The sequence below is a fragment of the Pseudomonas sp. GD03903 genome (genome assembly GCF_029840045.1).
GTDB lineage: Bacteria > Pseudomonadota > Gammaproteobacteria > Pseudomonadales > Pseudomonadaceae > Pseudomonas > Pseudomonas pseudonitroreducens.
The window spans coordinates 257,602-281,822 of record NZ_JAOCBT010000009.1; the positions used below are offsets into that span (position 1 = coordinate 257,602).

Annotated in this window: 19 protein-coding genes; 14 read left to right on the plus strand and 5 right to left on the minus strand. The window is 66.7% G+C overall.

Going from position 1 to position 24,221, the window contains the following annotated elements:
* Positions 1-102: 102 nt before the first annotated feature.
* Positions 103-876: a helix-turn-helix transcriptional regulator gene (locus tag N5C91_RS16980; RefSeq protein WP_279830731.1), complete on the plus strand. Its 774-nt coding sequence runs from the start codon at positions 103-105 to the stop codon at positions 874-876.
* Positions 877-1,124: 248 nt separating this feature from the next.
* A complete protein-coding gene (locus N5C91_RS16985; RefSeq protein ID WP_236175251.1) occupies positions 1,125-1,625 on the plus strand; it encodes a RimK/LysX family protein in 501 nt (166 codons plus the stop codon).
* On the opposite strand, the gene N5C91_RS16990 is transcribed toward N5C91_RS16985, so the two are convergent.
* Positions 1,622-2,521: a LysR family transcriptional regulator gene (locus N5C91_RS16990; RefSeq protein ID WP_236175250.1), complete on the minus strand. Its 900-nt coding sequence runs from the start codon at positions 2,519-2,521 to the stop codon at positions 1,622-1,624. The two genes, N5C91_RS16985 and N5C91_RS16990, sit on opposite strands and share 4 nt — an antisense overlap.
* Before the next feature lie 110 nt (positions 2,522-2,631).
* Here N5C91_RS16990 and N5C91_RS16995 point away from each other — a divergent pair, with 110 nt between their 5' ends.
* Positions 2,632-4,020, plus strand: coding sequence for an aldehyde dehydrogenase family protein (locus tag N5C91_RS16995; protein WP_279830735.1), 1,389 nt, complete (start codon positions 2,632-2,634; stop codon positions 4,018-4,020).
* A 58-nt stretch (positions 4,021-4,078) separates the two neighbouring features.
* Here N5C91_RS16995 and hemN read toward each other — a convergent pair whose 3' ends face one another.
* Positions 4,079-5,476, minus strand: a complete 1,398-nt coding sequence (gene hemN, locus N5C91_RS17000; protein WP_279830737.1) for an oxygen-independent coproporphyrinogen III oxidase — start codon at positions 5,474-5,476, stop codon at positions 4,079-4,081.
* Between the two features lie 456 nt (positions 5,477-5,932).
* Here hemN and N5C91_RS17005 point away from each other — a divergent pair, with 456 nt between their 5' ends.
* From N5C91_RS17005 to N5C91_RS17030, 6 genes are read left to right on the plus strand one after another with little or no spacing between them, the layout of a single operon-like run.
* Positions 5,933-8,581, plus strand: a complete 2,649-nt coding sequence (locus tag N5C91_RS17005) for a NarK family nitrate/nitrite MFS transporter (RefSeq protein WP_279830739.1) — start codon at positions 5,933-5,935, stop codon at positions 8,579-8,581.
* 60 nt (positions 8,582-8,641) lie between these two features.
* Complete coding sequence (locus N5C91_RS17010) at positions 8,642-12,403, plus strand: nitrate reductase subunit alpha (RefSeq protein WP_279830741.1); 3,762 nt, start codon at positions 8,642-8,644, stop codon at positions 12,401-12,403.
* Complete coding sequence (gene narH, locus N5C91_RS17015; protein WP_236201864.1) at positions 12,400-13,959, plus strand: nitrate reductase subunit beta; 1,560 nt, start codon at positions 12,400-12,402, stop codon at positions 13,957-13,959. The genes N5C91_RS17010 and narH overlap by 4 nt, the downstream gene beginning before the upstream one ends.
* Positions 13,952-14,722: a nitrate reductase molybdenum cofactor assembly chaperone gene (gene narJ, locus N5C91_RS17020; protein ID WP_236170535.1), complete on the plus strand. Its 771-nt coding sequence runs from the start codon at positions 13,952-13,954 to the stop codon at positions 14,720-14,722. Before narH ends, narJ begins: the two co-directional genes overlap by 8 nt.
* 29 nt (positions 14,723-14,751) lie before the next feature.
* Entirely contained in the window at positions 14,752-15,435 is a 684-nt protein-coding gene (gene narI, locus N5C91_RS17025) for a respiratory nitrate reductase subunit gamma (RefSeq protein WP_236170536.1), read from the plus strand.
* A 12-nt stretch (positions 15,436-15,447) separates the two neighbouring features.
* Positions 15,448-16,275, plus strand: a complete 828-nt coding sequence (locus N5C91_RS17030; RefSeq protein WP_279830747.1) for a peptidylprolyl isomerase — start codon at positions 15,448-15,450, stop codon at positions 16,273-16,275.
* 70 nt (positions 16,276-16,345) lie between these two features.
* Here the strand turns inward: N5C91_RS17030 and N5C91_RS17035 are convergent, their stop codons facing one another.
* Positions 16,346-16,609, minus strand: a complete 264-nt coding sequence (locus N5C91_RS17035; RefSeq protein ID WP_236170538.1) for a hypothetical protein — start codon at positions 16,607-16,609, stop codon at positions 16,346-16,348.
* Positions 16,610-16,827: 218 nt separating this feature from the next.
* On the opposite strand from N5C91_RS17035, the gene N5C91_RS17040 reads away from it, so the two are divergent.
* Positions 16,828-18,009, plus strand: coding sequence for a GGDEF domain-containing protein (locus tag N5C91_RS17040; RefSeq protein WP_279830750.1), 1,182 nt, complete (start codon positions 16,828-16,830; stop codon positions 18,007-18,009).
* Positions 18,010-18,296: 287 nt separating this feature from the next.
* Here N5C91_RS17040 and aguA read toward each other — a convergent pair whose 3' ends face one another.
* Together aguA and N5C91_RS17050 are read right to left on the minus strand one after the other, a co-directional pair.
* Positions 18,297-19,412, minus strand: a complete 1,116-nt coding sequence (gene aguA / locus N5C91_RS17045; RefSeq protein ID WP_279830753.1) for an agmatine deiminase — start codon at positions 19,410-19,412, stop codon at positions 18,297-18,299.
* 242 nt (positions 19,413-19,654) lie between these two features.
* Positions 19,655-20,542: a LysR substrate-binding domain-containing protein gene (locus tag N5C91_RS17050; protein WP_279830756.1), complete on the minus strand. Its 888-nt coding sequence runs from the start codon at positions 20,540-20,542 to the stop codon at positions 19,655-19,657.
* A gap of 185 nt (positions 20,543-20,727) precedes the next feature.
* Here N5C91_RS17050 and N5C91_RS17055 point away from each other — a divergent pair, with 185 nt between their 5' ends.
* The 4 genes from N5C91_RS17055 (at position 20,728) to N5C91_RS17070 (ending at position 24,108) form a co-directional block, all read left to right on the plus strand.
* Positions 20,728-21,501: an SDR family oxidoreductase gene (locus N5C91_RS17055; RefSeq protein ID WP_236170542.1), complete on the plus strand. Its 774-nt coding sequence runs from the start codon at positions 20,728-20,730 to the stop codon at positions 21,499-21,501.
* Between the two features lie 77 nt (positions 21,502-21,578).
* The gene (locus N5C91_RS17060) at positions 21,579-22,484 is read left to right on the plus strand and encodes a LysR family transcriptional regulator (RefSeq protein WP_236201856.1); all 906 of its coding nucleotides are present in this window, start codon (positions 21,579-21,581) and stop codon (positions 22,482-22,484) included.
* A 119-nt stretch (positions 22,485-22,603) separates the two neighbouring features.
* Entirely contained in the window at positions 22,604-23,137 is a 534-nt protein-coding gene (locus tag N5C91_RS17065) for a sigma-70 family RNA polymerase sigma factor (RefSeq protein WP_279830757.1), read from the plus strand.
* Positions 23,134-24,108, plus strand: coding sequence for a FecR domain-containing protein (locus N5C91_RS17070; protein WP_279830758.1), 975 nt, complete (start codon positions 23,134-23,136; stop codon positions 24,106-24,108). Before N5C91_RS17065 ends, N5C91_RS17070 begins: the two co-directional genes overlap by 4 nt.
* Positions 24,109-24,221 lie beyond the last annotated feature (113 nt).

Here is a 24,221-nt window from a genome sequence, read left to right on the forward strand (position 1 = left end):
AATTTCCTTTGCGCAACGCGCGTCGCCCCGGTCGACCTCGGGCTATTGGCCATTTCACGCCGATTGAAGAATAATCATCGCGAACCAGCCAGATCCGTCGCCATGCTCAACATTCCCCTCGCCAGCGTCGATGACGTCGACCGCGCCGTATTGGCGATCGGCACCGACTATCCGCTCGGCACCTTGCTCAAGCCCCACTCCCACCGTCGCGCGCAGTTCCTCTACGGCATGAGCGGACTGATGGAGGTGGAAACCGAGGACGGCGCCTGGGTGATCCCGCCCTACAGCGGCGTGTGGATTCCCGCCGGCAAGCAGCACCGGGTGCTGATGCGCGGGGTCAGCACGCGCAGCCTGTACATCGACCCGCTGCTGCCGGTGCGCGACACCCGGCTGTGCCAGGCGCTGAGCGTCTCGCCGCTGCTGCATCAGCTGCTGCTGGCCAGCGTCGAAGTGTCGGCACTGCACGACGAGGGCGGCCGCGACGGCGACCTGATCCGCCTGCTGCTCCACGAGCTGCGCCAGGCGCCAAGCCTGCCGCTGTTCGCCCCGCTGCCGGCGCACCCGCGCCTGGCAGAACTGTGCCGGGAATTCCTGCGCACCCCGCAGATCGCGGTCACGGCGGACCTCTGGGCCGCCGAGCTGCATTGCAGCACGCGCACCTTCAGCCGCCTGTTCCGCCAGCAGACCGGCCTCTCCTTCGGCGCCTGGCGCCAGCAGGCCTGCCTGCTGGCCGCCGTCACCCGGCTCGCGGCGGGCCAGCCGGTCACCCGGGTGGCGCTGGAGCTGGGCTACGACAGCCCGAGCGCCTTCTCCAGCATGTTCCGCCGCCGTCTCGGCGTGGTGCCGAGCAGCTACCAGGCCTCGGCCAGCGCCTAGCGCCACTGGCCCAGGCCAGGCACACCACGGGCGTCACGCGGGTGTTGCGGCAAAGCGGCCGGTGCAGGAGCCCGAAAGACCAGCGAAGGCGCTGCGATGTCCCTCGATCGCCCCTCAGGGCATCCACTCGTCGGCAATAATGGCTATCAGCCACCAGCGATACATTCCGCTGACAAGTATTTAACGCCGCCATAACTTTCCGGGCTCAACTATCGAGTCGTCCGCCGCCCGACCTCCGGAGAATGGCCATGGAGTTGAATTCCCTTTCGCTCGCCATGCTGGTCCTGACGTTCGTGGCCTCGCTGAAAGCCCGCTCCGAGCAACGCCCGGTGACCGGCTGGATCGAGGAAGTCCGCATCTACCCTGGCGCCATCGCGCTGAAGGCCAAGCTCGATACCGGCGCCCTCACCTCCTCCATGGACGCGCGGGACATTCGCTACTTTCGCCGCGGCTCACAGCAATGGGTCAGGTTTCGCATGGTCGGCAGGAGCCGCGAAACCGGCGAGCCCTTCAGCCAGGAGTTCGAACGCCCGCTGGTGCGCCGGGTAAGGCTGCGTGGCGCGGGTGGAGTCGATCACCGCCCGGTGGTGACCATGCAGGTGGGCATCGGCCAGCAGATGCTGGTCGAGGAGTTCTCCCTGCGCGACCGCAAGGACATGCTCTACCCCCTGCTGCTGGGCCGCCGGACCCTGGAGCGCATCGGCCCGGTGGACACCCGCCGGACCTTCACCCAGCAGCCCCGGCACTAGAGCTGGGCGGCGGGGATTCCGGCCATGTCGAGCAGCGCCGCCTGTTCATCGACCAGTTGGCGGAACAGTTCCAGCGAGCGCGAACGCGAATCGCTGCGCCAGATCAGCCAGGTATTCAGGCGGGCGAAGTCGCCGCCCATGGGCCAGGCACTCACCGAGGCGCTGCCGGGCATGTTGCTCAGCATGCTGCGCGGCATCACCGCCAGGCCGCCGCCGGCGCTCACGCAGGCGAGCATGCTGTGGTAGGACTCCAACTCGCGGATGGCGCCGGGGGCAGCGCCGTCGGCGGCGAACCAGCGTTCGAAATGGTGGCGGTAGGAGCAGTTGTCGCGGAACACGTAGATCATCTCGCCATCGGCATCGCGGCCACGGCGGATCGGCGCATGGTGCGACGGCGCGACCACCAGCATGTCCTCGTCGAATACCGGCACGCCCTCCAGCGCCGGGTGCCTGATCGGCCCGTCGACGAACGCGGCAATCAATTCGCCGGCGATCACTCCGTCGATCATCTCGCCCGAAGGTCCGGTGGACAGGTCCAGCTCCACTCTGGGGTACTGCTGGTGGTAGTGCGCCAGCAAGCGCGGGATGCGCACCGCCGCCGTGCTCTCCAGCGAACCGATGGGGAAGCGCCCGCTGGGTTCCTTGCCCGAGACCACCACCCGCGCCTCGTCCACCAGGCCGAGGATGCGCGTGGCATAGACGAGGAAGTCGTGCCCGGCCAGCGACAGGCGCAGGCGGTTGTTCTCGCGGATGAACAGCTCGGCGTCCAGGTCCGCTTCCAGTTGCTTGATCCGCGTGGTCAGGTTGGACGGCACGCGGTGCATGGCCTGGGCGGCGGCGGCAATACTCTTGTGGGCAGCCACGGCGCAGAAGATTTCCAGCTGGACCAGGTCCATTTCATTCTCCAAACGAGAGCGTAATCGTCATTATTATTCAGTTTTCATAAGCATGGTTCAACGCGACACTGGCCTCACTCCCCTCCCATTCCACCGTCCAGGAGCGAGCCATGAGCATCACCCCGCAGACCCACGCGATCTCCCGCAACCCCGCCACCGGCGAGGTGATCGACAGCTACGCGTTCGAAACCGCCGCCACGCTGGAGCAGTCCCTGGCCCGTGCGACACAGGGCTACGCGACCTGGAGGCGCACCCCGCTGGAGCAACGTGCCGCCGCCCTGGTGCGCCTCGGCCAGGCCCTGCGCGCCAACGCCGAGGAGCTCGCCGCGAGCATTACCGCGGAGATGGGCAAGCCCATCGTCCAGGCCCGCGGCGAAGTGGAAAAGTGCGCCGGCCTGTGCGACTGGTACGCCGCCAACGGCCCGCAGATGCTCGCCCCGGAACCGACCAGCGTGGAGCACGAGCGCGCCTGGATCGAGTACCGCCCGCTGGGCCCGATCCTCGCGGTGATGCCGTGGAACTTCCCGATCTGGCAGGTGCTGCGCGGCGCCGTGCCGGCCCTGCTGGCGGGCAACACCTATGTGCTCAAGCACGCGCCGAACGTCATGGGCAGCGCCTACCGGATGCTGCAGGCGTTCCAGCAGGCAGACTTCCCGGCGGGCGTGTTCGAGGTGATCAACGTCGGCAACGACCTGGTCTCCCAGGCCATCCGCGACGAGCGCATCGCCGCCGTCACCGTGACCGGCAGCGTGCGCGCCGGCTCGGCCATCGGCGCCCAGGCCGGCGCTGCGCTGAAGAAGTGCGTGCTGGAACTGGGCGGCTCGGACGCCTTCATCGTGCTCGCCGACGCCGACCTCGATATGGCGGTCAAGGCCGCCGTTGCCGGGCGCTTCCAGAACTCCGGGCAGGTCTGCGCGGCGGCCAAGCGCTTCATCATCGAGGACAGCATCGCCGACGCCTTCACCGAACGCTTCGTTGCCGCCACCCGTGAACTGGTGATGGGCGACCCGACCCAGGTGCAGACCTACGTCGGCCCCATGGCCCGCTTCGACCTGCGTGACGAACTGGACGACCAGGTGCAACGTACCCTGGCCGAAGGCGCCAGCCTGCTGCTGGGCGGCGGCAAGGTCGACGGCGTAGGCAACTTCTACCAGCCCACCGTGCTGGCGGACGTGACGCCGGCAATGACCTCCTTCCGCGAGGAACTGTTCGGCCCGGTGGCCTCGATCATCCGTGCGAAGGATGCCCGGCATGCGCTGGAACTGGCCAATGACAGTGATTTCGGCCTGACCGCCACGGTGTTCACCGCCGACCTCGCCCGTGCCCGGCAGATGACCGCCGAACTGGATGTCGGCGGCGTGTTCATCAACGGCTACAGCGCCAGCGATGCCCGTGTCGGTTTCGGTGGCGTGAAGAAGAGCGGCTTCGGCCGCGAGCTGTCGCACTTCGGCGTGCGCGAGTTCTGCAACGCGCAGACGGTGTGGGTGGATCGCCGCTGAACGCTGAAAAAACAACGGCCCACCTTCCTGGTGGGCCGTTATCGTTGCGCCGTGGCAATCAGATGGTGCGCGAGTAGCGCTCCTGCTGCCCGCCGCCCAGGTAGGCATCGAAGGCCATGGCCACGCTGCGCATAATCAACTGGCCCTGCGGCAGCAGTACCAGCGCATCGTCGCGCAGCTCGACCAGGCCATCGCCGACCTGTTCCTGGAGTTGCCGCAGCGAGCTCTCGAAGTAGTCGCGGAAGCGAATGCCGTGGCGCTGCTCCAGCGCTGCGTAGTCCACCCGGCCATGGCACATCAGCGCGCTGATCACCTCGCGGCGCAGGCGGTCGTCGTCGGTCAGCTGGTAGCCCCGATGCACCGGCAGCAGGCCTTGGTCGATCCGCGCGTAGTACTGCGACAGCTCCTTCACGTTCTGCCCGTAGGTGTCGCCGACCTTGCTGATGGACGACACGCCGAGGGCGATCAGATCGCAGTCGGCGTGGGTCGAGTAGCCCTGGAAGTTGCGCTGCAGGGTGCCGTTGCTGCGCGCCACGCTGAGCTCGTCGTCGGGCAGGGCGAAGTGGTCCATGCCGATATAGACGTAGCCCGCCGCGGTCAGGCGGCGGATGGTCAGCTCCAGCAATTCGAGCTTGCGCTCCGGCGGCGGCATGTCTTCGCGGCGGATCAGCCGTTGCGCGCGAACCCGCTCGGGCAGGTGGGCATAGCTGTAGGCGGCGATGCGATCGGGGCGCAAGGCGATGATCTTGCCGAGGGTGGTGTCGAAGCTGGCCACGGTCTGCAGCGGCAGGCCGTAGATCAGGTCCACGGAGACCGACTTGAACTTCGCCTCGCGGGCTGCCTGCACCAGGTCGAAGACCTGTTGCTCGCTCTGCACGCGGTTGACCGCTTCCTGCACCTTCTCGTCGAAATCCTGCACGCCGAAGCTCAGGCGATTGAAGCCCTGCGCGCGCAACTCGGCGATGCGCTCGCGGCTGATGGTGCGCGGATCGACTTCGATGGAAAACTCGTGGGCGTCGCTCTCGTCGAGGTTGAAGTGCTCGCGCAGGCTGCCCATCACCTCGCTGAGCTGCTCGCTGGTCAGGTAGGTCGGCGTGCCGCCGCCCAGGTGCAGCTGGGTGAGCTTGCGCGTGCCGTCGAACAGGGCCGCCTGCATGGCGATCTCGCGCTTGAGGTACTCCAGGTACTCCACGGCGCGGTGGGTCTTCTGGGTAATGATCTTGTTGCACGCGCAGTAGTAGCAGAGGCTCTTGCAGAACGGGATATGGATGTACACCGAGAGCGGCTTGGCCGCGCTCTCGTTGCCGCGATGGTTGCTGCGCTGGGCGGCCGCGCGATAGTCGTCGGCGGCGAAGGCGCCATGGAACTGCGGCGCGGTGGGATAAGAGGTATAGCGCGGGCCGGGACGGTCGTACTTCTCCACCAGCGCGCGGTTGAAACTCATCGATTCGGGCATGACACGGGCTCCTGAGGCGCTGGCAGTCTGTCGCTGCGAGTCGCCGCCGCACGATACTCCGCTCACGTTACGCGCCTCCTGCGCGGGATCAAGAAGTTCAGCTGCGCAGGAAAAATCCCTGCACTCCTACAACGCTTGCCGATTGGCGATCTGCTGCCTGCCGCGCAATGGCAAACCAATGGCCATCGTTATTTACTTTTCCATACACCGAAAAGCAAAGTCCTGCACGTTCACCACAAGATGCCGCCGCGTTTTGGTAATCCGCCTGATCTGCGTCTAGGCTGAGCCGCTACAGCACCGCTGAGTGCCAAGACAACCAGAAACACCCTATGCCTTACCGTGATTCGGCTAATGACAACGCGAGCGAGCGCAGGCGTTAACTGACCTGACCCGGCGTGGTTACGGCTGGATGGAACAAACCGTTGCTGACGGTACCTTCAAGGGACTGCGTGCAGAATGGCTACTTCAAATCCAGCCGGCGACCGCTATCGCGCGCTCGGCCTGTCGACCCTGGCCTTTACCCTGTGCTTCGCCGTCTGGACGCTGTTCTCCATCCTCGGCCTGCAGATCAAGAACGAATTCGACCTCAGCGATACCCAGCTCGGCCTGCTGATGGCGACGCCGGTACTGACCGGCTCGATCTCGCGCATCTTCCTCGGCCTGTGGACCGACCGCTACGGTGGCCGCTGGGTGTTCGGCCTGCTGATGCTGGTCTCGGCCGTCTGCGTCTACCTGCTGACCTTCGCCAACAGCTTCCCCATGCTGCTGGTCGCCGCGCTCGGCGTCGGCCTGGCCGGCGGCGGCTTCATCGTCGGCACCGCCTACACCGCCACCTGGTTCGAGCCCGGCCAGCAGGGCACCGCGCTGGGCATCTTCGGCGCCGGTAACGTCGGCGCGGGCCTGACCAACCTCGCCGCCCCGCTGCTGATGCTGGCCCTGGGCTGGCGCGGCGCCGCGCTGGTCTATGCGCTGGTGCTCGGGGCCATGGGCATCCTGTTCATCCTGCTGGCCAAGACCGACCCGCAGGCCGCGACCCGCCAGGCCAAGGCCATCCCGCTGGCGGAACAACTCGCGCCGCTGGCCGAGCTACGCGTGTGGCGCTTCTCGCTCTACTACTTCTTCGTCTTCGGTGCCTTCGTCGCGCTGGCGCTGTGGCTGCCGCACTACCTGATGGAGGTGTACGGCCTGGGGCTGGCCGCCGCCGGTTTCGTCGCCGCGCTGTACACCGTGCCGGCCTCGCTGTTCCGCATCCTCGGCGGCTGGCTGTCCGACCGCTACGGCGCGCGCCGGGTGATGTACTGGACGTTGAGCCTGTCGGTGATCTGCACCTTCCTGCTCAGCTATCCACCCACCCGCTATGTCGTCACCGGCGTGCGCGGCGAAGTGGAGTTCGCCATGCACCTGGGGCTGATCGGCTTCGCCGCGATCATCATCGTGCTGGGCTTCTTCATGTCCCTGGGCAAGGCGGCGGTGTTCAAGCACATCCCCACCTACTATCCGCAACACGTCGGCGTGGTCGGCGGGCTGGTGGGGATGATGGGCGGGCTGGGCGGCTTCCTCCTGCCGCTGACCTTCGGCATGCTCAACGACGTGGTCGGCATCTGGCAAAGCTGCTTCATGCTGCTGTTCCTGATCGCCGCCGGCGCGCTGGCCTGGATGCACTATTCGATCCGCATGGCCGAGCGCGTGGAATGGGCGCAGAGCAATCCTTCCCGCGACCTGCCGGAGCTGTCCACGCCGAGCAGCTTTGTGCTGCGCGAATGGCATCCGGAAGACCCGACCTTCTGGGAACAGACCGGCAAGCGCATCGCCACCCGCAACCTGTGGATCTCGATTCCCTGCCTGCTGCTGGCCTTCGCCATCTGGATGGTCTGGTCGGTGGTGGTGGCCAAGCTGCCGCTGGCCGGCTTCAACTACAGCGCCAACCAGCTGTTCTGGCTGGCCGCCCTGCCCGGCCTGTCCGGGGCTACCCTGCGCATTTTCTACAGCTTCATGGTGCCGATCTTCGGCGGCCGGCGCTGGACGGCGCTGTCCACCGCCTCGCTGCTGGTGCCGGCGCTGTGGATCGGCTTTGCCGTGCAGAACCCCAACACCTCCTACCTGGTGATGCTGATCCTCGCGCTGCTCTGCGGCCTGGGGGGCGGCAACTTCTCCTCGAGCATGGCGAACATCTCGTTCTTCTTCCCCAAACAGGCCAAGGGCGCCGCCATGGGCCTGAACGCCGGGCTGGGCAACCTGGGCGTGAGCGTCATGCAGTTTGCCGTACCGCTGTGCATCACCTTCGCGGTGTTCGGCGGCCTCGGCGGCGAGCCGCAAACCACCAGCAGCGGCACGCCGCTGTGGCTGCAAAACGCCGGGTTCATCTGGGTACCGTTCATCATCGTCGCGACCATCGCCGCCTGGTTCGGCATGAACGACATCGCCAGCGCCAAGTCCTCGTTCGCCGACCAGATGGCGATCTTCAAGCGCAAGCACACCTGGCTGATGAGCGTGCTCTATACCGGCACCTTCGGCAGCTTCATCGGCTTCTCCGCCGGTTTCCCGCTGCTCGCCGGGCACCTGTTCCCCGGTGTCGACGTGCTCAAGTTCGCCTTCCTCGGCCCACTGATCGGCGCCCTCGCCCGCGCCTTCACCGGTGGCCTGGCGGACCGCTTCGGTGGCGGACGAATCAGCCTCTGGGTGTTCGTCGCCATGGCCGCGTGCGTCGGCGGCGTGCTGTTCTTCATCGCCGGCAAGGACCAGCCCGGGGCGTTCTGGGGCTTCCTGGTGATGTTCCTGCTGCTGTTCTTCTTCTCCGGCGTGGGCAATGCCAGCACCACGCAGATGATCCCGGCGATCTTCCGCACCATGACGCCGCGCCTGTTCCCCAGCCTGCCTGCCGAGCAGCAGGGGCTGCAGAGCGAGAAGGAGTCCGCCGCCGCGGTGGGCTTCATCTCGGCGGTGGCGGCCTACGGCGGCTTCTTCATTCCGAAATCGTTCGGCAGTTCGTTCGACCTCACCGGGGGCCCGGAATGGGCTCTCTACGGGTTCATCGTGTTCTATGGGCTGTGTATCGCGCTGACCTGGTTCTTCTACACCCGCAGCAATGCCGAAGTGCGTTGCTAAAGAGTTGCGTTAGCGGCGCGCTGCCAGCTCTGGCCGCGCGCTCTGCCTAGGAGGAGAAACATGAGCTTCTTCATCGACCGCCTGCGCTACCTGGTCAAGCGCCCACCGGAGTTCGCCGGCGGCCATGGCGAAACCCGCGATGAGTGCCGCGATTGGGAAGACGGCTACCGCCAGCGCTGGCAGTTCGACAAGATCGCCCGCTCGACCCACGGGGTGAACTGCACCGGCTCCTGCAGCTGGAAGATCTACGTGAAGAACGGCCTGGTGACCTGGGAAACCCAGCAGACCGACTACCCGCGCACCCGCCCCGACCTGCCCAACCATGAGCCGCGCGGCTGCCCGCGCGGCGCCAGCTATTCCTGGTACCTGTACAGCGCCAACCGGCTGAAATACCCCATGGTGCGCAAGGCGCTGGTGCAGCTCTGGCGCGAGGCACTGGCGACCCACAAGGACCCGGTGCTGGCCTGGGCGAGCATCGTCGAGGACCCGCAGAAGGCCAGGCAGTACAAGTCCATCCGTGGCCGTGGCGGCTTCGTCCGCGCCGACTGGGACGAGATGCAGACCCTGGTCGCCGCCGCCAACGTCTACACCGTGAAGACCTACGGCCCGGACCGCGTCGTCGGCTTCTCGCCGATCCCGGCGATGTCGATGGTTTCCTATGCCTCGGGCACCCGCTACCTGTCGCTGATCGGCGGCGTCTGCCTGTCCTTCTACGACTGGTACTGCGACCTGCCGCCCGCCTCGCCGCAGGTGTGGGGCGAGCAGACCGACGTGCCCGAGTCCGCCGACTGGTACAACTCCGGCTACATCATCGCCTGGGGTTCCAACGTCCCGCAGACGCGTACTCCCGACGCGCACTTCTTCACCGAGGTGCGCTACAAGGGCACCAAGACCATCGCCATCACCCCGGACTATGCGGAGATTTCCAAGCTCTGCGACGAGTGGATGAGCGCCAAGCAGGGCACCGACTCCGCGCTGGCCATCGCCATGGGCCATGTGATCTTCAAGGAATTCCACCTGGAGAAACCCAGCGCCTACTTCACCGACTACATCCGCCGCTACACCGACATGCCGATCCTGGTGGAGCTGGAACAGCGCGACGACGGCAGCCTGGTGCCGGGCAAGCAGCTGCGCGCCAGCGATTTCGACGGCAACCTGGCACAGGCCAACAACCCCGAATGGAAGACCGTGGCCTGGGACGAAAGCGGCGAGCGCCTTGTCGTACCGCGCGGCTCCATCGGTTTCCGCTGGGGCCAGAGTGGCCAGTGGAACCTCGAGCAGGTCGACGCCGATGGCCAGGAAGTCAGCCTGCGCCTGTCGCAGCTCGGCCATCACGATGAAGTGGCGCGCGTCGCCTTCCCCTACTTCGGCGGCATCGAGCGCCAGCACTTCCCCAACGTGAAGGTGCGCGACGTCATCTACCACCACGTACCGGCCAAGCGCCTGCAACTGGCCGATGGCCGCGAGGTGCTGGTAGCCACCGTGTTCGACCTCAGCGCCGCCAACTACGGTATTGACCGCGGCCTGCAAGCCACCATCGGCGGCACGGGCGAGGACGATGGCGCCAGCGACTACGGGCAGATGAAGCCCTACACCCCGGCCTGGCAGGAGGCGATCACCGGTGTCCCGGCGGCGCAGATGATCCGCATTGCCCGCGAGTTCGCCAGCAACGCCGACAAGACCCACGGCCGCTCCATGATCATCGTCGGTGCCGGGATGAACCACTGGTACCACATGGACATGAACTACCGCGGGCTGATCAACATGCTCATCCTCTGCGGTTGCATCGGCAAGAGCGGTGGCGGCTGGTCGCACTATGTCGGCCAGGAAAAGCTGCGCCCGCAGACCGGCTGGACGCCGCTGGCCTTCGCGCTCGACTGGCACCGCCCGCCGCGCCACATGAACGGCACCTCGTTCTTCTACAACCACTCCAGCCAGTGGCGCTACGAGAAGCTGGAGGTGAAGGAACTGCTCTCCCCGCTGGCGCGCCCGCAGGACTTCAGCGGCAGCCTGGTGGACTTCAACGTGCGCGCCGAGCGCATGGGCTGGCTGCCCTCCGCACCGCAACTGGGGATCAACCCGCTGCGCCTGGCCGCCGCCGCCCAGGCTGCCGGCAAGAGCACGGTGGACTACACCGTCGAGCAGTTGAAGAGCGGCCAGCTGCGTTTTGCCAGCGAGGACCCGGACAACCCGCAGAACCATCCGCGCAATCTGTTCGTCTGGCGCTCCAACCTGCTCGGTTCCTCCGGCAAGGGCCACGAGTACATGCTCAAGTACCTGCTGGGAACCAAAAACGGCCTGCTCGGCAAGGACCTCGGCGAGACCGGCAGGAAGCCCGAGGAAGTCGTCTGGAAGGACGAGCCCATCGAAGGCAAGCTCGACCTGCTGACCACCCTGGACTTCCGCATGTCCACCACCTGCCTGTATTCGGACGTGGTGCTGCCCACCGCCACCTGGTACGAGAAGGACGACCTCAACACGTCCGACATGCACCCCTTCATCCACCCGCTGACCGCCGCCACCGATCCGGCCTGGGAAGCGCGCAGCGACTGGCAGATCTACGACGGCATCGCCCGCGCCTTCGCCCGCCTGTGCGTCGGCCACCTGGGCGAAGAGACCGACCTGGTCACCCTGCCCCTGCAGCACGACAGCCCCGGCGAACTGGCCCAGCCGCAGGTGCTGGACTGGAAGAAAGGCGAGTGCGAACCGATCCCCGGCAAGACCATGCCCTCGCTCATCGAGGTCAAGCGCAACTACCCGGAAACCTACGAACGCTTCAGCTCCGTCGGCCCCCTGCTGGACACCATCGGCAACGGCGGCAAGGGCATCGCCTGGAACACCGAAAGCGAGGTCGACCTGCTCGGCAAGCTCAACTACCGCAAGCTCGAAGGCTCCGCCGAAGGCCGGCCGAAGATCGACTCGGCCATCGACGCCGCCGAGATGATCCTCGCCCTGGCGCCGGAGACCAACGGCCAGGTGGCGGTGAAGGCCTGGGCGGCGCTGTCGAAGATCACCGGACGCGACCACACGCACCTGGCGCGGCCCAAGGAAGAAGAGAAGATCCGCTTCCGCGACCTCGTCGCGCAGCCGCGCAAGATCATCTCCAGCCCCACCTGGTCGGGCCTGGAAGACGAACACGTGAGCTACAACGCCTGCTACACCAACGTCCACGAGCTGATCCCGTGGCGCACCGTCACCGGCCGTCAGCAGTTCTACCAGGACCATCCGTGGATGCGCGCCTTCGGTGAAAGCCTGATGGTCTATCGCCCGCCCATCGACACCAAGGCCGCCACCAGCGTCGCCGCGCCGAAGAGCAACGGCAACCCGGAGATCGCCCTGAACTGGCTGACCCCGCACCAGAAGTGGGGCATCCACTCCACCTACAGCGACAACCTGCTGATGCAGACCCTGTCGCGCGGCGGGCCGATCGTCTGGCTCTCCGAGGACGACGCACGCGCCATCGGCGTCGAGGACAACGACTGGATCGAGCTGTACAACGCCAACGGCGCGATTGCCGCCCGTGCGGTGGTGAGCCAGCGCGTGCGCCCGGGCATGGCGATGATGTACCACGCCCAGGAACGCATCCTGAACATTCCGGGTTCGGAGATGACCGGCACCCGCGGCGGCATCCACAACTCGGTCACCCGGGTCTGCCCCAAGCCGACCCACATGATCGGCGGCTACGCGCAGCTCTCCTACGGCTTCAACTACTACGGCACCGTGGGTTCCAACCGCGACGAGTTCGTCATCGTGCGCAAGATGCAGCGTATCGACTGGCTCGACGGCGAAGGCAACGACTACCAGCAGGAGGCCGTGAAATGAAGATTCGTTCCCAGGTCGGGATGGTCCTGAACCTCGACAAGTGCATCGGCTGCCATACCTGCTCGGTCACCTGCAAGAACGTCTGGACCAGTCGCGAAGGCATCGAGTACGCCTGGTACAACAACGTCGAGACCAAGCCCGGCATCGGCTACCCCAAGGAGTGGGAGAACCAGAAGAAATGGAACGGCGGCTGGGTGCGTAACGCCGACGGTTCGATCAACCCGCGCATCGGCGGCAAGTGGCGGGTACTGGCGAACATCTTCGCCAACCCGGACCTGCCGGAGATCGACGACTACTACGAACCCTTCACCTTCGACTACCAGCACCTGCACAGCGCCAAGCAGAGCGAACACCAGCCGGTGGCACGGCCGCGCTCGCTGATCTCCGGGCAGCGCATGGACAAGATCGAATGGGGCCCGAACTGGGAAGAAATCCTCGGCACCGAGTTCGCCAAGCGGCGCAAGGACGTCAACTTCGACCAGATCCAGGCGGACATCTACGGCCAGTTCGAAAACACCTTCATGATGTACCTGCCGCGCCTCTGCGAGCACTGCCTGAACCCGGCGTGCGTGGCCTCGTGCCCGAGCGGCGCGATCTACAAGCGCGAGGAAGACGGCATCGTGCTGATCGACCAGGACAAATGCCGCGGCTGGCGCATGTGCATCAGCGGCTGTCCGTACAAGAAGATCTACTACAACTGGAAAAGCGGTAAGTCGGAGAAGTGCATCTTCTGCTACCCGCGCATCGAGTCCGGCCAGCCCACCGTCTGCTCGGAAACCTGCGTGGGGCGTATCCGCTACCTCGGCGTGCTGCTCTACGACGCCGACCGTATCGAGGAAGTGGCCGCCTCCAAGGACGACCGCGACCTCTACCACCGCCAGTGCGAAATCTTCCTCGACCCGCACGACCCGGCGGTGATTGCCCAGGCGCGCAAGGACGGCATCCCCGACAACGTGATCGCCGCCGCCCAGGCCTCCCCCGTGTACAAGCTGGCCATCGACTGGCAGCTGGCCCTGCCGCTGCACCCGGAATACCGCACCCTGCCGATGGTCTGGTACGTGCCGCCGCTGTCGCCGATCCAGTCCGCCGCCGAAGCCGGACACGTGGAGTTCGACGGCGTACTGCCCAAGGTCGAATCGCTGCGCATCCCGGTGCGCTACCTGGCCAACATGCTCACCGCCGGAGAAGAGGCGCCGGTGGTACTGGCGCTGAAACGGCTGATGGCGATGCGCGTGTACATGCGCGCCAAGCACGTCGACAAGGAGCTCAATACCGAGGTGCTGCAGCAGGTCGGCCTGACCCAGAACCAGGTCGAGGAGATGTACCGCTACCTGGCCATCGCCAACTACGAGGATCGCTTCGTCATCCCCACCGGCCACCGCGAGCACATCCCCGAGGCCTATGCCGAACGCAGCGGCTGCGGCTTCACCTTCGGCGACGGCTGCAATGGCGGCGGCAACAGCCAGGTCAGCCTGTTCGGCGGACGCAAGAACACCACCACGCTGGTCAAGCCGGTCGAGACCTTCGACCCGGTGGAGGACAGCCGCCATGGGTAACTACGAGGCGATCCGCGACGCCCACCAGGGCCCCGTCGTCGGCCTGCTCAGCCTGCGCGTGCTGGCGCGCCTGCTCGACTACCCCAGCGCCGAACTGCAGGCCGCCAGCGTCGAAGCGGTGGCGATTCTCGACGCCGAGGATCGCCTGCCGCTGGCGCTGCGCGCCGAGCTCGCGCAATGGTGCCGGGAACTGGCGGGCGGCGAACTGCTCGACCTGGAAGAAGCCTACGTCGAACTGTTCGACCGCGGCCGCGCCACCTCGCTGCTGCTGTTCGAGCACGTGCACGGCGAGTCCCGCGATCGCGGCCAGGCGATGGTCAACCTGCTGGCCGAATACGAGGCCGCCGGCTTCCAGCTCGACGCCCGCGAGCTGCCGGACTACCTGCCGCTGTTCCTGGAATACCTGTCGACCCGCAGCCACGAGGAAATCGGCCAGTGGCTGGGCGACATCCAGCACATCCTCGCCCTGCTCGCCGCCCGCCTGGAAGAACGCGACACCCGCTACGCGCTGGTGCCGCGTGCCCTGCTCGCACTGATCGGCGCCAGCGCGGCGATCGACGAACAGCGCCCGGTGGCCGCCGCGGAGGAGCCGGACAACACGCCGCAGGCGCTGGATGCGGTGTGGGAGGAAGAGGCCGTGCGCTTCAACGCCGAAACCGACAAGGACTGCAGCCTGCAGTCCGCCGAAGGGCGACGCCTGGCCGAGCGCAAGTACGAGGCGCTGCCCCAGGTCGTGCAGATCATGCCGCCAGAGCGTCCCTGAACCCGGCAAAGAATGAACGGAGGCCCATCATGTTCGAGGATTACCTGCTCCACTTCATCTACGGCATCTACCCCTACCTCGCCGGCAGCGTGTTCCTGATCGGCAGCCTGATGCGCTACGACTACGGCCAGTACACCTGGAAGACCGGCTCCAGCCAGATGCTCTCGACCAGGCACATGCGGCTGGCGAGCAACCTGTTCCACATCGGCATCCTGGCGATCTTCTTCGGCCACCTGGTCGGCCTGCTGACCCCGCACTGGGTCTATGCACCGTTCCTCTCGGCCGGGCACAAGCAGCTGATGGCGATCATCTTCGGCGGCATCGCCGGGGTGCTCTGCGTGATCGGCGGCGCCATGCTGCTCTGGCGCCGGCTGTTCAATCCGCGCGTGCGCGCTTCCTCCAGCGTGATGGACAACCTGATCATCGCCCTGCTCCTGCTGCAGGCGTGCCTCGGCCTGACCACCATCTTCGCCTCGCTGGACCACCTGGACGGCGGCATGATGCTGGCGCTGGCCAACTGGGCGCAGGCCATCGTGTTCTTCCGCGGCGACGCGGCCGGCTTCGTGATGGAAGCGCCGCTGATCTTCAAGCTGCACATCTTCATCGGCCTGACCATCATCCTGCTGTTCCCCTTCACCCGCCTGGTGCACGTGTGGAGCATCCCGCTGGGCTACTTCGGCCGTAACTACCAGATCGTCCGCCGCCGCGGCTAAGGAAGTACGCAGATGGACATGATTGCCGTCGAGAACCTCCCCGATACGCCGATCCCGGTGATCCGTGTCGGCGACACCGAACTGACCGAGGCGGACATCGCCAGGGAAACGCCCTTCCATCCCTCCGCCTCCCTCGCCGAGGCGCAGCGCAGCGCCGTGCGCGCCCTGATCGTGCGCGAACTGCTGGCGCAGCGCGCGGCCATGCTCGGCCTGACGGCGAGCAACGAGGATGAAGACCAGGCGGTGGCGACGCTGCTGGAGCGCGAACTGAACGTCCCGGAGCCGGACGAAGCCAGCTGCCGGCGCTACTTCGACACCCACCCCGAACGCTTCTGCGAACCCACCCGCCTGCGCGTGCGGCACATCCTGCTGCCCGCCGCCCCCGAGGACGCCAAGGCCCGCGACGCGCATTACCGCCTGGGCGAAAAGCTGCTGCGGGAACTCGGCGAGCACCCGGAGCGCTTCACCGAACTGGCCCAGCGGCATTCCGCCTGCCCGTCGAAGGATCAAGGCGGCGAGCTGGGCTGGCTGACCTCCGGGCAGACCGTCGCCGAGCTGGACCAGGCCCTGCAGCGCCTGCCGCCGGGACTGCACGAGCGACCATTGGCGTCGCGCTATGGCTGGCACCTGGTAAGCATCGACGAACGCCTGGAACGCAAGCCGCTGCCCTACGCCCAGGTAGCCGGCCGCGTGCACCACAGCCTGCGCGAGGAATCCACGCGCCACGCCCTGCGCCAGTACCTGCTGGCGCTGGAGAAGGAATTCGGCGTCCAGGGCTTCAGCCTGGATGAAGACCCCATCGAAGGCTCCGGCAACCGGCGTAGCGATATCGGGCTCTGACGCAGCGGGTGACTCAGCTGTCGGGCGTGCGCCTGCCGGCCCAACCGGAGGCCCGTCCGGGCGAGCAGGATCAGGAGCGCTCGCGGCGCACGGTGGAGAGCAGGCTGGTCGGAATCGACATCAGCAGGATATACGCCGAGACGGCGAGCATCAGGCCGCCACTGCCCAGCAACAGGTAACGGCGCTCCTTCACCACGGTCATGTCCAGGCCACCGGAAAAGAGAATCCAGCCCAGACCGGCCAGGGCCACGGTGAACAGGATGGCGATCAGGTAACTGGCGGCAACGATCAGGAACCACAGCGGACTCCAGCGCCTGCGTGTCGGCTTTTCCATGGCTTCGGGCCTCCCAGCCCCACAGCGAGTGCGTTCGAACTTGCGCAGTCTGATGGCTACTAGCCACACTGGCAATCAGACCAAAGCGCAAGAAGCGCTTTCCAGACGCGACCGAACGGGTGCAAACCCGACCGGAAGCACCCGGCCGACATACCGGAAAACCAGCAAGGGCGCTTACAATCACGCTTTTTCACCGCAAGTGCAGTACGGTTCAGGAAATGGCGCTCGATCCACCCACCATGTTGACTATTTCGGTCGCCCTCGCGGCGGCCGCAGCGCTGTATCTGGCCATCGAATGGCGCAGCGTGCGCGAACGCTCGCTGCTCTACTGGAGCGCCGGTTTCGCCACCATCACCCTCGGTTCCACCCTCGCCCTGCTGCGCATGAGCGGCTATCTGCTGGTCGGCGTCTGGTTCGCCAACGGCCTGCTGGTGCTGGCGCACTGGTTCTTCCTCAGCGGGGTGGCGAAGTTCACCGAAGCACGGCTGTCACGCGGCTGGTTGCTCGTCCCGCTCATCTGGATAGCGCTGCTGGCGCTGCCCGACGGTGGCCCGCTGTGGTCCAAGCTCATGCTGCTGGCCAATTCCTGGCTGGTCGCCCTGCTCTCACTGCGCGCCAGCTACCTGCTGCGGCCCCACGGCAAATCCCTCAGCGTCGGCGCGGTGCAGCTGCGCTACGTGATGCTGGTGCATGGCGCCTTCTACCTGGCCAAGGGCGCGACCGTGATCATCCCCGGCACGCTGATCGACCTGGCCGCCTTCCGTGGCGAGATCATCCAGATTTCCCTGGTGGAGGGCGCGATGGCGATCATGCTGATCGCCCTGTCGATGACCGGCACCGAACGCTACCGCCGCGAAAAGCGCATCGCCCGCCTCGCCGCGCGCGACCCGCTGACCGCCCTGTACAACCGCCGCGCGCTGGAAATGCGCGCCCCCCGCGTATTCGAGGAAATCTCCCCGGAACGCCCCGGCGCGCTGCTGCTGATCGACATCGACAACTTCAAGCAGGTCAACGATCTGCACGGACACACCGCCGGCGACCGCCTGCTGGTGGCGCTCAGCGAGATGATCCGCGCGGCGCTGCCCGAACGGGCCGTGGCGGCGCGCCTGGGCGGTGACGAGTTCGTCATCCTGCTGAGCAATGTCCGCGGCGAACAGGTGATGGCGCTGGCCGGCAAGCTGCGTGAGCAGTTCCAGAGCACCGCCACGCAGAACTTCGCCACGCCCCAGGCGGTTACCCTGAGCATCGGCGCCAACCTCTTCGACCAGCCGCCGGCCAGCCTCGCCGCGCTGATCGAACAAGGCGATGCCGCCCTCTACGAGTCCAAGCGCGGCGGCCGCGACAGCATCCGCCTGATGGATCGCACCCTGGCCGGCGGCGATCCGCTGCGCCTGGGCTGATACAGCAGGCCGAACACTCTTCACTCAAGAAAGAACGCCGCAGTTCCTGCTGGAGCTGCGGCGTTTTCTTGGGGCGAAGAATTGGCTTGCTCCGAGAAGTTCATACCTATGCATCCCCCTCACCCCAACCCTCTCCCTCAGGGAGAGGGGGCAGTCCGTGCCGGCTGACGCGGTAGTTTCATCCTGCGCCGAACGGTCCCCTCTCCCGCGTGCGGGAGAGGGTTAGGGTGAGGGCTCGTACAGTTCAAAACGCTCAAGCGAACAGTATTACGCGCAGCGCGAGCCACTCAGCCGCGGCGCGCCGGCGCCGCGTACTGGGGCATGGTGATGCAGCCGATGTTGCCGCCGCCCAGGAGGATTTCCCGCGAGTTGTCGATGCCGATCACGCGCTTGTCCGGGAACAGCTCGGCGAGCACGCCCTGGGCGATGCGGTCGTTGGGGTCGTTGAAGAACGGCATGACGATGGCCGAGTTGCCGGTGTAGAAATTGATGTAGGAGGCGCAGATCTTCGTGCCCTCCTGGCGATCGAAACTGCCATCGACCTGGTCCAGGCCCTCGGCTTCGGCGGCGGTCCACTCCAGCACCCGCGGCTGTGGCAGCTTGTGCACCTGCAGCGGATTGCCACGGGCGTCGCGGGCGCTGCGCAGCGCGTCGTAGGCCTCCTGGTAGATCTCCCATTGCGGGTCGTCGCGGTCGTCGGTCCACTGCATCACCACCACACCCGGCCGCACGAAGCAGGCCAGGTCATCGACGTGACCGTCGGTTTCGTCGAACTTGCAGCCCCGCGGCAACCAGATCACCTGCTCGGCGCCCAGGTAATCGCAGAGTCGGCGAGTGACTTCCTGCTTGCCCAGGTGAGCGTTGCGATTAGGGTTGAGCAGGCATTGCTCGGTGGTCAGCAGGGTGCCCTGCCCATCGCTGCGAATACTGCCCATCTCGGCGATGATCGACGCACGATAGCGGTCGAAACCCTCGACCTCGAGGATTTTCTGCGCAATCTGGTCATCCTTGTCCCAAGGATAGTAAAGACCGCCATCGAGGCCGCCGTAGGCGTTGAACTGGAAATCCACGCCACGCATCTCGCCCGTCGCGTCATTGACCAGGAAAGCCGGGCCACTATCGCGGAACCAGGTGTCGTTGCAGGTCATTTCCACCACGCGAACCTGCTCGGGGAGCATGCGCCGGGCATTGGCGTACTGCGCGGCGGAGGCGCAGACGGTCACCGGCTCGCTGCTGGCGATGGCGCTGACCACCTCGACCCAGACCTTCTGCGCCGGCTTGCCGCCGTTGCGCCAGACGTCCGGCCGCTCCGGCCAGCCCAGCCAGCAACGGGCCTTGGGTTCGAATTCGCCGGGCAGGCGAAAGCCGTCTGCCTTGGGCATTGTCGAGTGGGTACGGGACATCGTGACGCTCCAGAGTCAGGGAGGGGAATGGCCCAAGGTTGCCGGCCCGGAGCGGTGGAAACCAATGATGAATTTCGCGGAATACCTGAACTGGATTCATCATTTACCTCAACAAACGATGAATTTCCATGCGGCGTAGGAGCGGACTCCGTCCGCGATCGACTGACCGCCGCTCCAATGTGCCAGGGAACTGGGCGGGACCATCGCGGACGGAGTCCGCTCCTACGCGATATCCAGCGGCATCACCTGTCGTCGAGCTGCTCGGTAAACCATTCGATGAAGTCTGCCACCGCCGGCTTCTCCAGGCGCAGGCGCTCGCAGACCAGGGCGTACTGCCCCAGGGAAGTGATCTGCGCGGCGAACGGCCGGACCAGCCGGCCGCTGGCCAGGTCCTCGGCGCTGGTGAGGTTGTCGCCGATAGCCACGCCCTGGCCACGTACCGCCGCCTCCATGGTCAGCCCGGCGTGGCCGAGGTAGACGTGGCGGCTGGGGCGGATGTCGCTGGCGTGGGTGGTCAGCCAGGCAGTCCAGGACTTGCCGTCCTGGTCGTCGTGCAGCAGGCAGTGCCGGGCCAGGTCGCGCGGGTGCTTGAGCGGCGACTGGTTGAACAGTCCGGGGCTGCACACCGGGAAGAACTGCAGGGTCGGCAGCGGCCGCACGAAATAGCTGCTGGCGTCCACCGGACCGGTGCCGTAGGTGATCGCCAGGTCGATTTCGGCCCCCGGCCCCGGCGCCTCCAGCGGCTGCTCGTGCAGGTGCAGGATGATTTGCGGATAACGTTCGGCGAAGTTGGCCAGCCTGCCCACCAACCACTTCTGCGCCAGCTCCACCGTCACGGCGATGTGCAACTGCGCCTGTGAACCCGGGTCGCGCAGTTCATCGCACGCCGTGCCGATCAGCTCGAAAGCCTGTTGCAGGCTGCGCAACAGGCGCCGCGCCTGGGCGGTGGGCCGCACCTGGCGCCCCTGGCGCTCGAACAGCGGCGCCCCCAGTTGCTCTTCCAACTGGCGAATCTGGTGGCTGACCGCACTGTCGGTGACGCACAGCTCGGCAGCAGCGCGGCCAAAGTGAGCATGTCGGGCAGCGGATTCGAAGGTGCGCAAGGCTGTGAGCGAAGGCAGGCGGCGCATGGCGGTGTGTCTTTTTCAAAGAATGGCGGCCGGCATGCTGACCGAGGCGCCGCCCCTGGCGCAAGGCGCTGGGCAGCGGCGATTGTCCAGCGGCGCTGGACAGTCCATCCCGGCAGCACGGAATTATCTTCGCCGCCTGCCCCTCTAGACTCAGGCGTGCCTTCAACCAAGCAGGACTGATGACCATGGCCGACCATTCGATCCAGGGGAAAGTGGTGCTCATTGCCGGGGGAGCAAAGAACCTCGGCGGGCTGATTGCCCGCGACCTCGCCGCACAGGGAGCCGCCGCCGTGGCGGTGCACTACAACAGCGCCTCGAGCAAGGCCGAGGCGGACAAGACCGTTGCTGCGCTGCAGGAGCTGGGCGCCAGGGCCGTCGCCCTGCAGGCCGATCTCACCCGCGCCGGCGCGGTGGAGAAGCTCTTCGCCGATACGCTCGCCGCCGTCGGCAAGCCGGACATTGCGATCAATACCGTCGGCAAGGTGCTGAAGAAACCCATGGCCGAGATCAGCGAAGCCGAGTACGACGAGATGATGGCGGTGAACGCCAAGTCGGCGTTCTTCTTCATCAAGGAAGCCGGTCGGCACCTCAACGACAACGGCAAGATCTGCACCATCGTCACCTCCCTGCTGGGGGCCTTCACGCCCTTCTACGCCGCCTATGCCGGCGGCAAGGCGCCGGTGGAGCACTTTACCCGTGCCGCCGCCAAGGAGCTGGGCGAGCGCGGCATCTCCGTTACCGCCGTGGGTCCGGGCCCGATGGATACGCCGTTCTTCTACCCCGCCGAGGGCCAGGATGCGGTGAACTACCACAAGACCGCCGCGGCCTTGTCGCCCTTCTCCAGGACCGGCCTGACCGACATCGAGGATGTGGTGCCGTTCATCCGCCATCTGGTCAGCGACGGCTGGTGGATCACCGGGCAGACGCTGCTGATCAATGGCGGCTATACCACCAAGTAACCGAGCTTGCCGGACCAACCACCAGCGCCCGCCCGAGCCACCGTTGCGGGCGGGCGCCCGGATTCCCCCGAGGTGCCATGGAGCGCATCGAGCAGTACCGCATCTTCGTCCAGGTCGCCGAGCTGGGCAGCTTCATCCAGGCCTCGCGGGTACTCAAGCTGCCGCGCGCCTCGGTGTCCGCCGCCGTCCAGCAACTCGAGGCAGCGGTCGGCACGCGCCTGCTGCACCGCACCACACGCAAGGTCAGCCTGACGGCGGACGGCCTGCAATTGCTGGAGCGGGCCCGCCAGTTGCTGCAGGAGTACGACGAAGTCGACCAACTGTTCCAGACGCACCCGCAGCAGATCAGCGGGCGCCTGGACGTCGACGTACCGAGCCGCATCGCCCGGCGCCTGCTGATTCCCGCACTGGCGGAATTTCTCCGCCAGTATCCGCGCCTGCAACTGGGGCTGGGCTCCACCGACCGGCTCATCGACCCGGTGAGCGAGGGCGTCGATTGCGTCATCCGCTTCGGCCGGCTGGCCAGCAGCAGCCTGGTGGTGAAACCGCTGGGGCAGGTGCTGCTGGTCAACTGCGCGAGCCCCGCCTACCTCGCCGAGCACGGCGTGCCACGCCAACCGGACGACTTGCACAAGAACCACCAGTGCATCGGCTACAGCCCGTCCACCGGTGGCCAGGCGCTGCCCTGGGAGTATGTGGCCGAGGGCAGCGAACACAGCATCGAGCTGCCCAGCCGGGTGATCGTCAACAACGTCGAGAGTTACATCGCCAGCTGTTGCGCCGGGCTCGGGCTGATCCAGGTGCCGCTGTTCGACGTGCAGCACCTGCTCGATGCCGGCGCGCTGGTGGAAGTCCTGCCCGAGCATCGCCCCGCGCCCATGCCGGTGTCGATGCTCTACCCCAACCGCCGCCAGCGCTCACGTCGGCTGGCGGTTTTCCTGGACTGGTTCGGCGCGCAGATGCAGCCCTTCCTGGCGCCCTGAGGAGAGGCCCTGCGCAGCGCTTTTACCCTGAAGAATGCCCCGAGGATTGCCCTGAGGCCGGGCATTCGGTTATTTTGATAATAATTCGCATTTGCACAACTCTCCTCGCCTGGCCTCCCATGACCCGACCCATCGCCTGCGCCCATCGTGCCCAAGTAGCCAGCCTCTATCGCGAGAACCACGGCTGGATCCAGCAATGGATCAATCGCCGCCTGGGCAGCGCCAGCGACGCCGCCGAGCTGGCCCAGGACGTCTTCGTGCGCCTGCTGGCCCAGCCGCGCGAATTCGACAGCGACGTGCACGCCCGTGCCTACCTGAGCCGCATCTCGCTGCACCTGTGCGTCGACTTCTGGCGCCGCAAGCAGTTGGAGAAAGCCTGGCTCGAAGCCCTGGCGCAGGTGCCGGAAAGCCATTGGCCGTCCCAGGAGCACCAGGCGATCATCCTGGAAACCCTCGGCCAGCTGCAGGACCTGCTGGAGCGCCTGCCGCCCAGGGTGGCCGCCGCCTTCAGCCTGTCGCAACTGCACGGCCTGGGCTACCGGGAGATCGCCGAGGAGCTGGGTGTATCCGTGCGCACGGTGACCAAGTACATCGCCCAGGCCATGCTCCACTGCGCCCTGCTCGAAGCGGAGCTGGACGGAGTGCTGCAGTGAGCGCGAAATCCGGCCTCGACCACGCCACGCTGGAATCTGCCGCCGACTGGTTCGCGCGCCTGCAGGAGGCGCCCAACGACGCCGAGCTTCACGCCCAATGGCGCCGCTGGCTGGACCAGGGCGAGGCGCAACGCCTGGCCTGGAGCTACATCGAACGGATCAGCCAGCGCTTCGCCGGTATCCAGCAGCAAGGCCCCGCCGCGCACCGGACGCTGACCACCCTGCGTAACGGCAAGCAGACGCGCCGCCGGCTGCTCAGCCAGTTCAGCGTGCTGGCAGGTGCCGGCCTGTTCGGCTGGCTGGGTTGGCGGGCCAATCCCATCGACAGCCTGCACGCCTGGCGCGCGGAGTACCGCACGGCGGTCGGCGAGCGCCGCAGCGAACGGCTCAGCGATGGCACGCAACTCTGGCTCAACAGCGGCAGCGCGCTGGACGTGCAGTTCGACGAGACCCGCCGCGAGCTGCTGCTGTACGCCGGAGAAGTACTGATCGAGACCGGGCACGGCGACAGCCGCCCCTTCCAGGTGCGTACCCGCGCCGGCCTGCTGCAACCGCTGGGCACCCGTTTCAGTGTGCGCGAGCTCGGCCCACGCACCCAGCTCAACGTCTACCAGGGCGCGGTGCGCACCAGCCTGCAGGACAGCGGCGCCAGCCTCACCCTGCAGGCGGGCCAGGGCGTCATCTTCGATGCCACTACGGCCGGTGCGCTGACGCGCGCAGAAGCCCGCCGCGAAGCGTGGAGCCGTGGCCTGCTGCTGGCCGAAGACATGCCGCTGGACGAGTTCATCGCCGAGCTGGGCGGCTACCGGCGCGGCCACCTCGGCGTCGACCCGAGCGTAGCTCGCCTGCGCGTCATGGGCAGCTTCCCGCTGGCCGACACCGACCAGGCCCTGGCGCAGCTGGAAGAGGCACTGCCGGTGCGCGTGCAGCGGCGATTCGACTGGTGGCTGACGGTGGTACCGCGCAGCTAGCCGAGCAGGCACCTCGGTTCGCGAGCAAGCTCGCTCCCACGAAGAGCGCGACCCCACCTGTAGGAGCGAGCTTGCTCGCGAACCGCCCTGCGGCCCACCAGCCCAGGCAACTC

Coding starts and splice junctions, on each gene's coding strand:
- N5C91_RS16980 (WP_279830731.1), top strand. CDS start 103: ATGCTCAACATTCCCCTCGCCAGCGTCGATGACGTCGACCGCGCCGTA.
- N5C91_RS16985 (WP_236175251.1), top strand. CDS start 1,125: ATGGAGTTGAATTCCCTTTCGCTCGCCATGCTGGTCCTGACGTTCGTG.
- N5C91_RS16990 (WP_236175250.1), bottom strand. CDS start 2,521: ATGGACCTGGTCCAGCTGGAAATCTTCTGCGCCGTGGCTGCCCACAAG.
- N5C91_RS16995 (WP_279830735.1), top strand. CDS start 2,632: ATGAGCATCACCCCGCAGACCCACGCGATCTCCCGCAACCCCGCCACC.
- hemN (WP_279830737.1), bottom strand. CDS start 5,476: ATGCCCGAATCGATGAGTTTCAACCGCGCGCTGGTGGAGAAGTACGAC.
- N5C91_RS17005 (WP_279830739.1), top strand. CDS start 5,933: ATGGCTACTTCAAATCCAGCCGGCGACCGCTATCGCGCGCTCGGCCTG.
- N5C91_RS17010 (WP_279830741.1), top strand. CDS start 8,642: ATGAGCTTCTTCATCGACCGCCTGCGCTACCTGGTCAAGCGCCCACCG.
- narH (WP_236201864.1), top strand. CDS start 12,400: ATGAAGATTCGTTCCCAGGTCGGGATGGTCCTGAACCTCGACAAGTGC.
- narJ (WP_236170535.1), top strand. CDS start 13,952: ATGGGTAACTACGAGGCGATCCGCGACGCCCACCAGGGCCCCGTCGTC.
- narI (WP_236170536.1), top strand. CDS start 14,752: ATGTTCGAGGATTACCTGCTCCACTTCATCTACGGCATCTACCCCTAC.
- N5C91_RS17030 (WP_279830747.1), top strand. CDS start 15,448: ATGGACATGATTGCCGTCGAGAACCTCCCCGATACGCCGATCCCGGTG.
- N5C91_RS17035 (WP_236170538.1), bottom strand. CDS start 16,609: ATGGAAAAGCCGACACGCAGGCGCTGGAGTCCGCTGTGGTTCCTGATC.
- N5C91_RS17040 (WP_279830750.1), top strand. CDS start 16,828: ATGGCGCTCGATCCACCCACCATGTTGACTATTTCGGTCGCCCTCGCG.
- aguA (WP_279830753.1), bottom strand. CDS start 19,412: ATGTCCCGTACCCACTCGACAATGCCCAAGGCAGACGGCTTTCGCCTG.
- N5C91_RS17050 (WP_279830756.1), bottom strand. CDS start 20,542: ATGCGCCGCCTGCCTTCGCTCACAGCCTTGCGCACCTTCGAATCCGCT.
- N5C91_RS17055 (WP_236170542.1), top strand. CDS start 20,728: ATGGCCGACCATTCGATCCAGGGGAAAGTGGTGCTCATTGCCGGGGGA.
- N5C91_RS17060 (WP_236201856.1), top strand. CDS start 21,579: ATGGAGCGCATCGAGCAGTACCGCATCTTCGTCCAGGTCGCCGAGCTG.
- N5C91_RS17065 (WP_279830757.1), top strand. CDS start 22,604: ATGACCCGACCCATCGCCTGCGCCCATCGTGCCCAAGTAGCCAGCCTC.